The sequence below is a fragment of the Nocardioides renjunii genome, assembly GCF_034661175.1.
Classification (GTDB): Bacteria; Actinomycetota; Actinomycetes; order Propionibacteriales; family Nocardioidaceae; genus Nocardioides; species Nocardioides renjunii.
The window spans coordinates 2,820,843-2,834,299 of the sequence record NZ_CP141058.1 but is presented as its reverse complement, the minus strand read 5'-3'; the positions used below and the strand labels follow the sequence as shown (position 1 = coordinate 2,834,299).

The 13,457-nt window shown below is 69.7% G+C and carries 13 protein-coding genes; 8 read left to right on the top strand and 5 right to left on the bottom strand.

Going from position 1 to position 13,457, the window contains the following annotated elements; translation table 11 throughout:
- The first annotated feature begins 46 nt into the window (after window positions 1–46).
- From ctaC to SHK17_RS13485, 5 genes are all read left to right on the top strand, one after another.
- Entirely contained in the window at window positions 47–961 is a 915-nt protein-coding gene (ctaC, locus tag SHK17_RS13505; protein ID WP_322425501.1) for an aa3-type cytochrome oxidase subunit II, read from the top strand.
- A gap of 29 nt (window positions 962–990) precedes the next feature.
- Complete coding sequence (gene ctaD / locus SHK17_RS13500) at window positions 991–2,733, top strand: aa3-type cytochrome oxidase subunit I (protein WP_322425540.1); 1,743 nt, start codon at window positions 991–993, stop codon at window positions 2,731–2,733.
- Window positions 2,730–3,128, top strand: a complete 399-nt coding sequence (locus SHK17_RS13495; RefSeq protein ID WP_172273953.1) for a cytochrome c oxidase subunit 4 — start codon at window positions 2,730–2,732, stop codon at window positions 3,126–3,128. The genes ctaD and SHK17_RS13495 overlap by 4 nt, the downstream gene beginning before the upstream one ends.
- 139 nt (window positions 3,129–3,267) lie before the next feature.
- Window positions 3,268–4,503, top strand: coding sequence for a L,D-transpeptidase (locus SHK17_RS13490; protein WP_322919555.1), 1,236 nt, complete (start codon window positions 3,268–3,270; stop codon window positions 4,501–4,503).
- A gap of 92 nt (window positions 4,504–4,595) precedes the next feature.
- Window positions 4,596–5,759: an RtcB family protein gene (locus SHK17_RS13485; protein ID WP_322919553.1), complete on the top strand. Its 1,164-nt coding sequence runs from the start codon at window positions 4,596–4,598 to the stop codon at window positions 5,757–5,759.
- A 91-nt stretch (window positions 5,760–5,850) separates the two neighbouring features.
- Here the strand turns inward: SHK17_RS13485 and qcrB are convergent, their stop codons facing one another.
- From qcrB to ctaE, 4 genes are read right to left on the bottom strand one after another with little or no spacing between them, the layout of a single operon-like run.
- Window positions 5,851–7,617: a cytochrome bc1 complex cytochrome b subunit gene (gene qcrB, locus SHK17_RS13480; RefSeq protein ID WP_405030375.1), complete on the bottom strand. Its 1,767-nt coding sequence runs from the start codon at window positions 7,615–7,617 to the stop codon at window positions 5,851–5,853.
- The gene (gene qcrA / locus SHK17_RS13475) at window positions 7,614–8,753 is read right to left on the bottom strand and encodes a cytochrome bc1 complex Rieske iron-sulfur subunit (protein ID WP_172273962.1); all 1,140 of its coding nucleotides are present in this window, start codon (window positions 8,751–8,753) and stop codon (window positions 7,614–7,616) included. The genes qcrB and qcrA overlap by 4 nt, the downstream gene beginning before the upstream one ends.
- On the bottom strand, window positions 8,750–9,622 hold the full coding sequence (qcrC, locus tag SHK17_RS13470) for a cytochrome bc1 complex diheme cytochrome c subunit (RefSeq protein WP_322919551.1): 873 nt from the start codon (window positions 9,620–9,622) through the stop codon (window positions 8,750–8,752). The genes qcrA and qcrC overlap by 4 nt, the downstream gene beginning before the upstream one ends.
- A gap of 30 nt (window positions 9,623–9,652) precedes the next feature.
- Window positions 9,653–10,291: an aa3-type cytochrome oxidase subunit III gene (ctaE, locus tag SHK17_RS13465; RefSeq protein ID WP_172273968.1), complete on the bottom strand. Its 639-nt coding sequence runs from the start codon at window positions 10,289–10,291 to the stop codon at window positions 9,653–9,655.
- 74 nt (window positions 10,292–10,365) lie between these two features.
- Here ctaE and SHK17_RS13460 point away from each other — a divergent pair, with 74 nt between their 5' ends.
- From SHK17_RS13460 to trpD, 3 genes are all read left to right on the top strand, one after another.
- The gene (locus SHK17_RS13460; protein ID WP_322919549.1) at window positions 10,366–11,277 is read left to right on the top strand and encodes a cytochrome c oxidase assembly protein; all 912 of its coding nucleotides are present in this window, start codon (window positions 10,366–10,368) and stop codon (window positions 11,275–11,277) included.
- A gap of 28 nt (window positions 11,278–11,305) precedes the next feature.
- Complete coding sequence (locus SHK17_RS13455) at window positions 11,306–11,719, top strand: Rv3143 family two-component system response regulator (RefSeq protein WP_172273974.1); 414 nt, start codon at window positions 11,306–11,308, stop codon at window positions 11,717–11,719.
- A gap of 70 nt (window positions 11,720–11,789) precedes the next feature.
- Complete coding sequence (trpD, locus tag SHK17_RS13450) at window positions 11,790–12,830, top strand: anthranilate phosphoribosyltransferase (protein ID WP_322919548.1); 1,041 nt, start codon at window positions 11,790–11,792, stop codon at window positions 12,828–12,830.
- Here trpD and SHK17_RS13445 read toward each other — a convergent pair.
- Window positions 12,812–13,435 (bottom strand): hypothetical protein, encoded by a 624-nt coding sequence (locus tag SHK17_RS13445; RefSeq protein WP_322919547.1) that lies wholly within the window; start codon window positions 13,433–13,435, stop codon window positions 12,812–12,814. The two genes, trpD and SHK17_RS13445, sit on opposite strands and share 19 nt — an antisense overlap.
- Window positions 13,436–13,457: the final 22 nt, after the last annotated feature.

Below are 13,457 nucleotides of genomic sequence, written 5' to 3'. Positions count from 1 at the left end.
GGGATACCCTCTGTGTGTCGAGAAGGACCGAGAGAGAGGCTCGTCAGTGGGTCTGCAAGTCCCCAAGCGTTCGGGCGCGCTGCGGCGCAGCCTGAGGGTCGCGCTCCTGGGCGTGACGATGCTGGTGCTGGCCGGGTGTTCCGAGGCCGACACGCGCCAGATCAGGAACCTCGCCATGCCCGACCGCGCCACCGAGCAGGGCCCCTACACCTACGAGCTCTGGAAATGGGCCTGGGTCGCCGCGATGATCACCGGCGTCATCGTCTGGGGCCTGATCGCCTACGTCGTGGTCAAGTTCCGCCGACGCAGCGACGACGAGGTCCCGCGGCAGACGCGCTACAACCTGCCGCTCGAGGTCTTCTACACGATCGCGCCGGTCCTGATGTGCATCGTGTTCTTCTTCCACACCGTCCGCGTGCAGGACGTGATGACCGAGCTCGAGGACACCCCCGACCTGACCGTCGAGGTCGTCGGCTACCAGTGGCAGTGGGGCTTCAACCACGGCATCGGCGAGCAGAACCCGGACGCGTTCGGCGACGACGGCGACTTCGCCTACGAGGAGTACGTCTACACGACCGGCGACGCGAGCGAGATCCCGACACTGGTGCTGCCCGTCGACCAGCGCATCCAGTTCAACCTGCACTCGCCCGACGTCATCCACAACTTCGGCGTGCCGTCCTTCCTCACCCGCATGGACGTCATCCCGGGCCGGGTCAACAAGCTGCAGGTCACCCCCACCGTCGAGGGGACTTACGCCGGCAAGTGCTACGAGCTCTGCGGCGTCTACCACTCGCGGATGCTGTTCCAGGTCGAGATCGTGAGCCAGGCCGAGTACGAGGCCTACCTCGCCGAGCTGGCCGAGGCCGGCCAGACCTCCGAGGAGCCGCTCCTGGGCGGCGCCAACGCCACCACGCAGACCGGACTCGGCGAGAGCCAGTCCCAGGAAGGGAGCGAAGAGTGAGTGCTCCGACCGCGACCGAGTCACAGCGCATGACGCCCGGCGAGCCGCCGCGCAAGGCGCTGGGCACCCAGGTCGTCCGTCTGCTGACCACGACCGACCACAAGCTGATCGGCAAGCTCTACCTCGGCACCTCGTTCGCGTGGTTCCTCATCGCCGGCCTGATGGCCATGCTGATCCGCTCCGAGCTGGCCTACCCCGGCCAGCAGGTGGTCAACGAGCAGGTCTACAACCAGCTGTTCACCATGCACGGCACGATCATGCTGCTGCTGTTCGCGACCCCGCTGTTCTTCGGCTTCGCCAACGTCATCATGCCGCTCCAGATCGGTGCGCCGGACGTGGCGTTCCCGCGCCTCAACATGTTCAGCTACTGGCTGTTCCTGATCGGCGGCCTCATCGCCGCCTCGGGCTTCCTGACCCCCTCGGGCGCCGCCGACTTCGGCTGGTTCGCCTACACGCCGCTCTCCGACGCCGTCCGCAGCCCGGGTGTCGGAGGTGACCTCTGGATCATGGGCCTGTGGATGGCGGGCCTCGGCTCGATCCTCGGTGGCGTCAACTTCATCACCACGATCATCTGCATGCGCGCGCCCGGCATGACCATGTTCCGGATGCCGATCTTCGTGTGGAACACGCTGATCACCAGCATGCTCGTGATCATGGTGTTCCCGATCCTCGCGGGCGCCCTGCTCTCGCTCGAGGCCGACCGGATCCTCGGCGCCCACGTGTTCGACCCCTCGCACGGCGGTCCGATCCTGTGGCAGCACCTGTTCTGGTTCTTCGGGCACCCGGAGGTCTACATCATCGCGCTGCCGTTCTTCGGCATCGTCTCCGAGATCCTGCCGGTCTTCAGCCGCAAGCCGATCTTCGGCTACGTCGGCCTGGTGGCCGCCACGCTCGGCATCGCGATGCTGTCGGTCGCCGTGTGGGCCCACCACATGTTCGTCACCGGGGCGGTGGACCTGCCGTTCTTCTCGGGCATGACGTTCCTGATCGCGGTGCCCACCGGGGTGAAGTTCTTCAACTGGATCGGCACGATGTGGGGCGGCAGCCTGTCGTTCGACACCCCGATGCTGTGGTCCATCGGCTTCCTGGTCACGTTCCTCTTCGGCGGCCTGACGGGCATCATCCTGGCGAGCCCGCCGCTCGACTTCCACGTGTCCGACTCCTACTTCGTGGTGGCGCACTTCCACTACGTCGTCTTCGGAACCGTGGTGTTCGCGATGTTCGCCGGGTTCTACTTCTGGTGGCCGAAGATGACCGGCCGCATGCTCGACGAGCGACTGGGCAAGCTCCACTTCTGGATCCTCTTCGTGGGCTTCCACACCACCTTCCTCGTCCAGCACTGGCTGGGTGTCGAGGGCATGCCGCGCCGCTACGCCGACTACCTGCCCGAGGACGGCTTCACCACGCTCAACCAGATCTCGACGGTGGGCTCGTTCCTGCTGGCCGCCTCGACGCTGCCGTTCCTCTACAACGTCTACGTCTCGGTCAAGGCGCCGAAGGTCACGGTCGACGACCCGTGGGGCTGGGGCCGCTCCCTCGAGTGGGCCACCAGCTGCCCGCCGCCGCGCCACAACTTCCACTCACTGCCGCGCATCCGGTCGGAGTCGCCCGCCTTCGACCTGCACCACCCGGAGGTCGCGCTGCTCGAGCTCGACGAGAACGACGCCGAGCGTGACGGTGACGTCGCCGACGCGCCCGATGTCGAGGGTCGCGAGGGCATGCTGCGCGACCGCGTCGACCCCGACGGACCGACCGAGGAGGAGAACCGATGAAGGCGGAAGCCTGGATCTTCGGCATCACGGCCATCTTTGTGGCGGTCGTGAGCCCGGCCTACTGGTTCCTCTCCGAGGACTGGACCGGCACGTCGGCGCTCGTCATGACGGCGCTGCTGTTCGGCATGATCACGCTCTACCTCGGCTTCCACGCTTCCCGCATGGACGCACGGCCCGAGGACCGCAAGGACGGCGAGATCGCCGACGGTGCCGGCGAGCTGGGCTTCTTCCCGCCCTACTCGTGGTGGCCGCTGTGGTGCGCCCTCGCCCTCGGCGTGATCGTCTACGGCACGGCGATGACCGCGTGGTGGCTCGTCATCATCGGCTTCACCATCGGGGCCGTCGTGGTCTGCGGCTTCATCTTCGAGTACTACCGCGGTGAGCACGCGCACTGACCTGCGCACCTAGGACACGCTCGCGCCGACTTCGGCAGGACCCGCCCAGCACGTACGCTGGGCGGGTCCTTGCGCGTCCGCGCCTGGCCGCAGCTCGTTCCATCTGCTCCACCACCTGCACCGCCTGGGGGTCCGTCGCATGCGCACTCGCGCGCTCCGTCCACTGCGCTCCGCGCACCGTCGTACGACGCTCGCCGCGGCGCTCCTCGCGCTCAGCGGCGCGCTGGCCGCCTGCACGTCGACGTCCGGCGGGTCCGACGGCCCGGGGGACGGCTCCGGGGGCGGCCCCGGTGCCTCGACCGCCTCGGACGCGCCCCGTCCGGAGCCGGTCCGGCTCACGACGAGCTTCGCCGACCCGACGGCCGTGCCGGTGGCAGCGCCGCTGACGGTCGCGACCTCCTCCGGCACCCTCGACGACGTCGCGGTGAGCTCGCCCGAGGGTGACGTCGCGGGCAGCATGGCCGGCGGCACGTGGACCGCCGTCGACCGCCTCGAGCCCGGCACCGCCTACACCATCACCGCCTCCGCGACCCGGTCCGACGGCGAGCGCGTGGAGCGCACGCGCCGGTTCCGCACGGTGGACCTCACCCTGGACGAGCAGACCTTCGCCGCCGTCGCCCCGCTCGACGGCGAGACCGTCGGGGTCGGCATGCCGGTCGTGGTGAGCTTCGACCTCCCGGTGACCGACCGGGCACTGTTCGAGAAGCACATGCGCGTCACGAGCACCCCCCAGCAGCGCGGCTCGTGGTTCTGGCTGAGCAACCGCGAGGTGCACTGGCGTCCGGCGACCTACTGGAAGGCCGGCACGGACGTCTCGGTCGACCTCAACATCAACAGCCTGCCCGCGGGCAAGGGCATCTACGGCCAGGAGTCGCGCAGCATCGACTTCCAGATCGGCGACGCGCACGTCTACAAGGTCAACGCCCGGACCCACCAGATGCAGGTGTTCTCCAACGGCGACCTGCTGCGGAGCATCCCGATCACCACCGGCAAGCCCGGCTTCACCACCCGGTCCGGCACCAAGGTGATCATGGAGAAGTTCGAGACGAAGCGGATGAACTCCGAGACCGTCGGCATCAACCGCAACAGCCCCGAGGCCTACGACATCGACGACGTCCAGTGGGCGATGCGGGTGACGTACTCCGGTGAGTTCATCCACGCCGCACCGTGGTCGGTCGGCTCGCAGGGGTACGCCAACGTCTCCCACGGCTGCACCGGTCTGTCGACCGCCGATGCCGGCTGGCTCTACGCCATGAGCCGGCGCGGAGACGTCGTCGAGTACACCGGCACCGACCGCCAGATGACGCTGGACAACGGCTACGGCGACTGGAACCTCCCGTTCGCCGACTGGAAGGCCGGCTCCGCCCTCTCCTGACGCACACCGGAAACGGGCGGTGCAAGCCGATTCCGGGTACGTAGGGTCGCGCCCGGTCCGCACGAGCGGGCCGCGACGAAGGAGGAGGACCGATGGAGCACCTGACCCCCGGGCTCGTCAGCTGGGCGTCGATCCTGGAGCGCGACACGCGTGCGCAGGCGGAGCAGACGGCGGAGATGCCGTTCATCCACCCGCACGTCGCGCTCATGCCCGACGCCCACCTGGGCCTGGGCGCCACCGTCGGGTCGGTGATCCCGACCCTCGGGGCGATCATCCCGGCAGCCGTCGGCGTGGACATCGGGTGCGGCATGATCGCCGTGCGCACCCAGTACGCCGTCGACGACCTGCCCCGCGACCGCCGGCCGGTCCGGGAGGCGATCGAGCGTGCGATCCCGCTCAACGCGGGAGCCGCCAACCGGAGCGTCAGCCGCGACCACACCGAGGAGCGCCTGCAGCGGCTCCGCGAGCTGGCGGCGGAGGCCGGCTTCGACCCCACGACGTACGCCGGGCGCTGGGAGCTGCAGCTGGGCACCCTGGGATCGGGCAACCACTTCATCGAGGTGACGGCGGACGAGGGCGGGGGAGTGTGGCTGTTCCTGCACTCCGGCTCGCGGGGCGTGGGCAACAAGATCGCGCAGAAGCACATCGCCGTGGCACGAGAGGCCTGCGCCGGAGTGGACCTGCCGCACCGCGACCTCGCCTACCTCACCGAGGGCACCGAGCAGTTCGACGCCTACATCCGCGAGATGCGGTGGGCACAGACGTACGCCCTGCTCAACCGCGAGGAGATGATGGACCGGGTCGTGCGCCAGTTCGGGGAGTGGGTCGGAGGCGGCGTGCAGCGGGTGGAGGAGATCAACTGCCACCACAACTACACCGAGCCCGAGCACCACTACGGCCGCGACGTGTGGCTCTCCCGCAAGGGCGCCATCAACGCCGAGGCCGGGCGGCCGGGCCTGATCCCCGGCTCGATGGGCACGGCGTCGTACGTCGTGGTGGGCAAGGGTGACGCGACCTCGCTCAACTCGGCGCCGCACGGGGCCGGCCGGGAGTACTCCCGGACCCGGGCCCGGAAGACGTTCACCGCCGCCGACCTGCGGAGCGCGATGGTGGGGATCGAGTACCGCGACACCGACGCCTTCATCGACGAGATCCCGGCGGCCTACAAGGACATCGACCAGGTGATGGCCGACGCCGCCGACCTCGTCGAGGTGCGCCACGTGCTGCGCCAGCTGGTCAACGTCAAGGGCGACTGACGCCGATCGGCGCTCCGCTGGGGCTGCGACGACGAGGGCCCGCCGGGATGTTCCCGGCGGGCCCTCGTGTCGTGCTGCGGTCGCGAGGCGATCAGTGGTCGCGCAGCGGTACGTCGTCGGTGTTGCGCAGCTGGTGGTCGTCGAACTGGTGGCCGTCAGCGGGGTGGTCGAGGCCGGCCTGGAGCTCCGCCTCGTGCTCCGCGTGGTGGTGCGCCGCCTCGAGCTCCGCGCGGGTGGGCTTCTGCACGTTGTGGCTGTACATCCACGACGACAGGCTCGCTCGGACCCGCTCGGACCGCGAGTTGGGTGCGGGCACGCCGGCCGCGTCCGTCTCGCCGTCGACCGCGAACACCTCGTCGCGGTCACGCGCGGTGAGCGCGTAGGCCGCCTTCTCGTTGATCGGGAGGTGCCGCTCGGCGTACTGGCCGTCGGGGGAGCGGGTGATGATGCCGGTCTCGTAGCCGTGGAGCAGCTTCTCGTTGTCGTGGCGCTGGAGCGAGATGCACCAGCGGCGCGTGATCAGGAACGCGATCACCGGACCCACGAAGATCGCGACCCGCATGAAGTAGGTGATCTGGTTGATGCTCAGGTCGAGCCTGATCGCGATGATGTCGTTGCCACCGGCCGCCCAGGCGAGCCCGTAGAACGTCATCAGGGCCACCATGACCGCGGTGCGGGTCGGCGCGTTGCGCGGGCGCTGGAGCAGGTGGTGCTCGCGCTTGTCGCCGGTGATCCAGCCCTCCAGGAAGGGCAGGAGCATGAGGACCACGAGCATGAGCGGCGGCACGATGAGGATGGGCAGCATCACGTTCCACGAGATGGTGTAGCCGAAGATCACCGACTCCCAGTTGCTCGGGATGATCCGCAGGAGGCCGTCGGGCCAGCCCATGTACCAGTCGGGCTGGGACCCGGCCGTCACCTTGGTCGGGTCGTAGGGGCCGAACTTCCACACCGGGTTGATCGACAGCAGACCGCCCATGATGGCGATGACGCCGAACACCATGAAGAAGTAGCCACCGGCCTTGGCGGCGTAGACGGGGAGCATCGGGAAGCCGACGACGTTCTGCTCGGTGCGGCCGGGCCCGGGCCACTGCGTGTGCTTGTGGTAGACGAGCAGCAGCATGTGGGCGGCGATCAGCGCGAGCAGGATGCCCGGGATGAGCAGCACGTGGATGATGTAGAGGCGCGGGATGATCGCCTCGCCGGGGAACTCGCCGCCGAAGAGCAGGAACGACATGTAGGAGCCCACGACCGGGGTGGCCTTGAGGAACCCGTCCGCGGCCCGGACGCCGGTGCCCGAGAGCAGGTCGTCGGGAAGCGAGTAGCCGGTGAAGCCCTCGAGGGTGCCGAGGAGGAGCAGCACGCAGCCGATGACCCAGTTGAGCTCGCGTGGCTTGCGGTAGGCGCCGGTGAAGGCGACGCGCAGCAGGTGGACCAGCATCGAGGCGATGAAGATGGACGCCGCCCAGTGGTGCATCTGCCGCATCAGCAGGCCACCGCGCACGTCGAACGAGATGTGCAGCGTGGAGGCCATCGACTCGGACATGCCGACGCCGCGGAGCTGGTCGTAGGAGCCCTCGTAGGTGACGTGGCCCATGGAGGGGTTGAACCACAGGGTGAGGAACACGCCGGTGAGGAGCAGCACGACGAAGCTCCACAGCGCGATCTCACCGAGCATGAAGGACCAGTGGTCCGGGAAGACCTTGCGCAGGTTCTTCTTCATCACCGTGCCCAGGCCCAGGCGCTCGTCGGCCCAGGTGGCGAGGGAGCCCGCAGGGCCCGGCTTGGTGGCGGTCGCGGCATCCGTGCGGTTGCTCGTCGCGACCTTGCTGGTGTCCAGCCTCGCGTCGGTGCTCACTTGTGCTTCTCACGCTCCCAGTAGCTAGCCCCGATGGGCTCGTTGAAGTCGCTCTGAGCGACCAGGTACCCCTCATCGTCCACTGCCAGTGGCAGCTGGGGAAGGGGGCGGGCAGCCGGACCGAAGACGACCTTGGCGCCGTCGGCGAGGTCGAAGGTCGACTGGTGGCACGGGCAGAGCACGTGGTGCGTGGTGCGCTCGTAGAGGGAGATCGGGCAGCCCACGTGGGTGCAGATCTTGGAGTAGCAGATGATCCCGTCGACGGTCCACTTGTCCGGGCGGGTGGCCGGGGTGAGGTCGTCGGGGTTCATCCGGACGATGATGATGGCGCCCTTGGCCTTCTCGGCCTGCTCCTCGGCGCCCTCGAGCTCGGGGTAGCCGTTCTCCTCGGTGGGGAACATGGCCTCCGGGGCGGCGTTGATCAGGTCGCCCATCTCGATCTCGCTGGCGAGGATCGGGGTGCCGACGACGTCGCGCACCAGGCGCATGCCCGGCTCCCAGATGGTGTGGGCCAGCTTGCTCGTGTCGAGCGCGTCGCCGGGCGCGAGGTCGCGCAGGAGGACGACGGCCGGCAGGCCCAGGACGCCGACGGCGCCGATCATGGTGTTGCGGACCAGCGGGCGGCGGCCGATGCCGGACTCCTCGATGCCGTCCTGGAGGGCCTTGACGGTGGCCTCGCGGTCCTCGACCGGCGAGGCGGCCGGGTGGCGCATCTCGACCATCTCGGCGTCGGCCATCAGCTTGCGGGCCAGGTGGATGATGCCGATGCCGATGAGCAGCAGCGAGGTGCCCAGGGTCAGGCCGAGGGCGATGGTGGAGGCACCCATGCCGGCGAAGGTGGTCCAGTTGTCGCCGATGTCGAGGGTGAAGTAGGCGACGACGAACAGCACCGCGCTGAGCATCGCGGCGATGAACATCGCGGCGATCTGGCGCTCGGCACGCTTCTCGAGGCGGGGGTCGACGTCGGTCGGGCGCCAGGTGTGCGCGGGCAGCCCGGGGTCGGGGATCGGGTCGGCCTCGCGGTGCGCGGGGACGTGCGACTCGTGGGGCTCGACCGAGGACGCGTGCGAGTCGTCGGCGTAGGGCTCGGGGGTGCCGTCGGGCCCGTTGACCTGCCGGCTGTCGTCGTTGCTCACGCTTCCACCTTGTTCTTCTTGCTCCGGGTCGTGTGCGAGGCGATCCACACGGCGCCGCCCACGAGCCCACCGATGCCGACGAGCCACCCGAACAGGCCCTCCGAGACCGGACCCAGGCCGCCAAGGGTGAAGCCGGCGTACTCGGGGGTCTCCTGCAGGCTGCCGAGGTAGGCGATCACGTCGCGCTTCTCCTCGGGGGACAGGTTGCCGTTGCTGAAGTTGGGCATCTGCTGGGGTCCGGTCAGCAGGGCCTCGAAGATGTACTTGCCCTCGACGCCGTGGAGGCTGGGGGCGTAGCCGCCGCGCGGCATGGCGCCGCCGGCGCCGTTGAAGTTGTGGCAGGCGGTGCAGTTGGTCAGGAAGATCTGGCCACCGCGCGAGATCGCCTCCTCGCGCTCCTCCTCCGAGAGACCCTCGAGGGTGTAGTCGGACTTGTTGGGGACCGCGGGGCCGGGGCCGAGCGAGGCGACGTAGGCCGCGAGCGCGTCGATCTCGTCCTGGCTGAACACGACCGGCTTGTCCTGGGCCTGCTGGCCGGGCTGTGCCATGGGCATGCGGCCGGTGCCGACCTGGAAGTCGACAGCGGCGGCGCCGACGCCGACGAGCGACGGGCCGACCTGGTAGCCCTCGCGCACGGTGGGGATGCCCTCACCGTTCTTGCCGTGGCAGAACGCACAGCTGGCGAGGAAGAGCTTCTTGCCCTCGGCGACCTGGTCGGTCTGGCTGGCCTGGCTGTCGGCCTGCGCGGGGGCGAGGGCGGTGTAGAGCGAGCCGCTGACGAGCAGCCCGAGGAGCAGCACGACGATCCCCGCAAGCGGTCCGCGGCGGTGCCGGGAGAGGCGCCCAGCGGTTCGGTTGAGCAAACGCACGATGAGTCCTTGCCGGTTGCGGTTCGGTGCTTACTTGATGACGTAGATCGTGAAGAAGAGCCCGATCCAGACCACGTCGACGAAGTGCCAGTAATAGGAAACCACGATGGCGGTGACGGCCTGCTCGTGGGTGAAGCGTCGCGCGAGGTAGGTGCGGCCCAGGACGAACAGGAACGCGATGAGTCCGCCGGTCACGTGGATGCCGTGGAACCCGGTGGTCAGGTAGAACATCGAGCCGTAGGCCGAGCTCGGGATGGTGACGCCCTCGTGGATCAGCTCGGCGTACTCGAGCGCCTGGCCGCCGATGAAGATGGCGCCCATGACGTAGGTGAGGATGAACCACTCGCGCAGCCCCCACCGGGTGAAGTTGAGCAGCGAGCCGGTGCGGCCGACCTGGCCGCGCTCGGCGGCGAAGACGCCCCACTGGCAGGCGAAGGACGACGCCACGAGGATCGCGGTGTTGGCGGTGGAGAACGGGACGTTGAGCTTCTCCGTCTCCTGCGCCCACAGCTCCGGGCTGACCGCGCGGATGGTGAAGTAGGCCGCGAACAGCGCCGCGAAGAACATCAGCTCGCTGGCGAGCCAGATGATCGTGCCCACGCTGACCATGCTGGGTCGGTCGTGGTGCCCGTGAAGTCGGGAGGCCGGAATCGCTGCTGCAGTCGCCACGACATCATTATGGCTGCTGGGGGAGGAGGAGGGCACCCCGACCCCCTGTGTAGTGGGGTCATAAAGTTCACAGTGTGCTGCTCACCCTCGCGACCGACGCGGAGGTCCTCCCGAGATTCACGCTCGGCCGGGCCCTGACCGACTGGGGGATCGATCCGATCCCCTTCGTCGTGACCGTCTGGGCCGTGGGTCTGTACGCCCTCGGGGTGCGGGTGCTGGCCCGTCGCGGGGACCGGTGGCCGGTCGGTCGCACGCTCTCCTTCTGCGGTCTCGGCATGGGCTCCTTCGCGCTCGCCACGATGTCCGGCCTCGGCCGCTACGACACGACCCTGCTGAGCGTGCACATGGTGCAGCACATGGTCCTGTCGATGGTCGTGCCGCTCGCCCTGGCCCTCGGCGCGCCGGTCACCCTGGCGCTGCGCACGTTGCCACCGCGGCCGAGGCGGTGGCTCCTGACGGTGCTGCACTCACCGGTGGCCACGGTGCTCGCGTTCCCGCCGCTCACCTTCGCGCTCTACGTCGCCTCGCCGTGGGCGCTCTACTTCAGCCCGTGGTACGACGCCAGCCTGAGCTCGTCGTTCGTGCACCAGATGATGCACATCCACCTGGTGCTCGTCGGCACCCTGTTCTTCTGGCCGCTCATGGGGGTCGACCCGGTCCCCGGCCGGGTCAGCCACCCCTTCCGGGTGCTGCTCACCCTGATGACGCTGCCCTTCCACGCCTTCCTCGGCGTGACGATCATGGGCCAGACGACGCTCATCGGCGCGGAGCACTACGCCGAGCTGCGGGAGGGACCCATGGCGTCCTGGCTGCCGGCGGCGATCGACGACCAGCACCTCGCCGGCGGCATCCTGTGGGCCAGCGGCGACCTCATCGGCATCCTGTTCTTCGCGGTGCTGTTCACCCAGTGGGTGCGCTCGTCGCTCAAGGAGGCCGCGCGCGAGGACCGGCGCCTCGACCTCGAGGAACGACGCGCCCGCGCCTGAGGCCGTCAGGCCCGGTTACGATGCTCGGGTGACTCCGCCCCCCGCAGACCGCATCAAGGTCCTCGTCTACAGCGACGACGTGAACACCCGCCAGCAGGTGATCCTGGCGCTCGGTCGTCGCCCGCACCCCGACCTGCCGGAGCTCGAGTACGTCGAGGTCGCCACCGAGCCGGTGGTGCTGCAGAACATGGACCGCGGCGACATCGCGCTGGCGATCCTGGACGGCGAGGCGGTCCCGGCCGGCGGGATGGGCATCGCCAAGCAGCTCAAGGACGAGATCTACAAGTGCCCGCCGGTCCTCGTGCTGACCGGCCGGCCGCAGGACGCCTGGCTTGCGACCTGGTCGCGTGCCGAGGCGGCGGTCCCGCACCCGATCGACCCCATCCAGCTGGCCGAGGCGGTCATCGGGCTGCTGCGACCGTCGGTGCCGGCCACCTCCTGAGGCGTCCCGCGCGAACCACCACCTGACACCCGAGCGGGTCCCCGGTCCGCTCGCCACTAGCCTGATCCCCATGCCCCACACCTGGCCCGACGTCCTCTCCACGCTGGTCGCCGGGAGCGACCTGACGACGGAGCAGGCGCGATGGGCGATGGACGAGGTCTTCGCCGGCGCGGCGACGCCCGTGCAGCTCACCGGGTTCGTCGTGGCGCTGCGCGCCAAGGGGGAGACGGTCGAGGAGGTGTCCGGCATCGCGGCGGCCATGCTCGCCGCGGCCAACCCGATCTCGGTCCCCGGCCGGCTGCTCGACGTGGTCGGCACCGGTGGCGACCGGTCGATGTCGGTCAACATCTCGACCATGGCTGCCATCGTCGCGGCCGGTGCCGGGGCCAAGGTCGTCAAGCACGGCAACCGGTCGGCGTCGTCCCAGTCGGGCTCGGCCGACGTGCTCGAGGCGCTCGGCATCCGGCTCGACCTGCCACCGGCGCGCGTCGCCGAGGTGGCGGAGGAGGCGGGGATCACCTTCTGCTTCTCGGCCGCGTTCCACCCGGCGATGCGTCATGCCGCGGTCCCGCGTCGCGAGCTCGGCATCGCCACGACCTTCAACATCCTGGGTCCGCTCACCAACCCGGCGCGACCGCAGGCGCAGGCGATCGGCTGCGCCGACGCCCGGATGGCGCCGGTGATGGCCGGGGTCCTGGCCGAGCGCGGCGTGGACGCCTGGGTGTTCCGGGGCGACGACGGCCTGGACGAGCTGACCACCACCACGACCTCGACCGTGTGGCGCGTCCACGCCGGGGCGGTCACCCGGCTGACCGTGGACCCGACGACGCTCGGGATCGCGCGGGCCACCACCGAGGACCTCCGCGGCGGCGACGCGGCGCACAACGCGGACGTCGTACGGCGCCTGCTGGCGGGAGAGGCCGGTCCGGTGCGCGACGCGGTGGTCCTCAACGCCGGCGCTGCGCTGGCGGTTCACGACGCGCCGGCCGAGGACGTCGACACCGCACTGGCGGCCGGGGTGGAGAAGGCCGCCGACGCGATCGACTCGGGTGCGGCGCAGGCCGCCCTCGAGCGGTGGGTCCGGGCGACGGGTCAGAGCTCGAGCGCGTAGGACTCGCCCTCGCGCCGGAAGCCCAGCCGGTCGTAGTAGGCGCCGACCATGCCGGGGGGCGTGACCACCCGACGGATGCCGCGGTCGGTGAGGAGGCCGCTGCGCCGCCACACGAACTCGCCGGGGGAGAAGTCGCGGTAGCGCGGGGTGACGTAGTCGAGGAGGACGTCGGCGGTGTCGCCGTGCTTGCGCAGCAGCACCACGCCGACGGTCTCGTCGCCCTTCTGCACGAGGAAGGCGTCGTGGGTGTCGGCCGGGTCGTGGACGAAGTCCGGGTTGAACCTGAGGATGTCGGCGCCGTGCACCCGCAGGGTGTGGCGCAGGTACTCGTCGGCGGGGCCCACCTCGAGCACCTCGAAGGCCGTCTCGTCGTGCCGCTCGCGGAGGAGCTGCACGATGAACCACGCGTTGATGGCGACGAGGACGATGTTCATCCCCACCATCGGCCAGACCGCGAGCATCGCGTTGAAGACGATGAGGAGCACGCACGCCACGGCGTTCAGCACGCGCAGCCTGAGCACGCTGGCCTGCAGGAGCGAGTAGACGAGCAGCGCGCTGCCACCCCAGCCGAGGACGTCGAGCCAGTGGTCAGCGAGCCAGTTCACGGCGGGAGCCTACTTCCCGCCG

Bases quoted from the DNA above. Each gene is read 5' to 3' on its own strand.
- SHK17_RS13485 (WP_322919553.1), top strand. From the start codon at position 4,596: ATGGAGCACCTGACCCCCGGGCTCGTCAGCTGGGCGTCGATCCTGGAG.
- SHK17_RS13490 (WP_322919555.1), top strand. From the start codon at position 3,268: ATGCGCACTCGCGCGCTCCGTCCACTGCGCTCCGCGCACCGTCGTACG.
- trpD (WP_322919548.1), top strand. From the start codon at position 11,790: ATGCCCCACACCTGGCCCGACGTCCTCTCCACGCTGGTCGCCGGGAGC.
- SHK17_RS13495 (WP_172273953.1), top strand. From the start codon at position 2,730: ATGAAGGCGGAAGCCTGGATCTTCGGCATCACGGCCATCTTTGTGGCG.
- ctaD (WP_322425540.1), top strand. From the start codon at position 991: ATGACGCCCGGCGAGCCGCCGCGCAAGGCGCTGGGCACCCAGGTCGTC.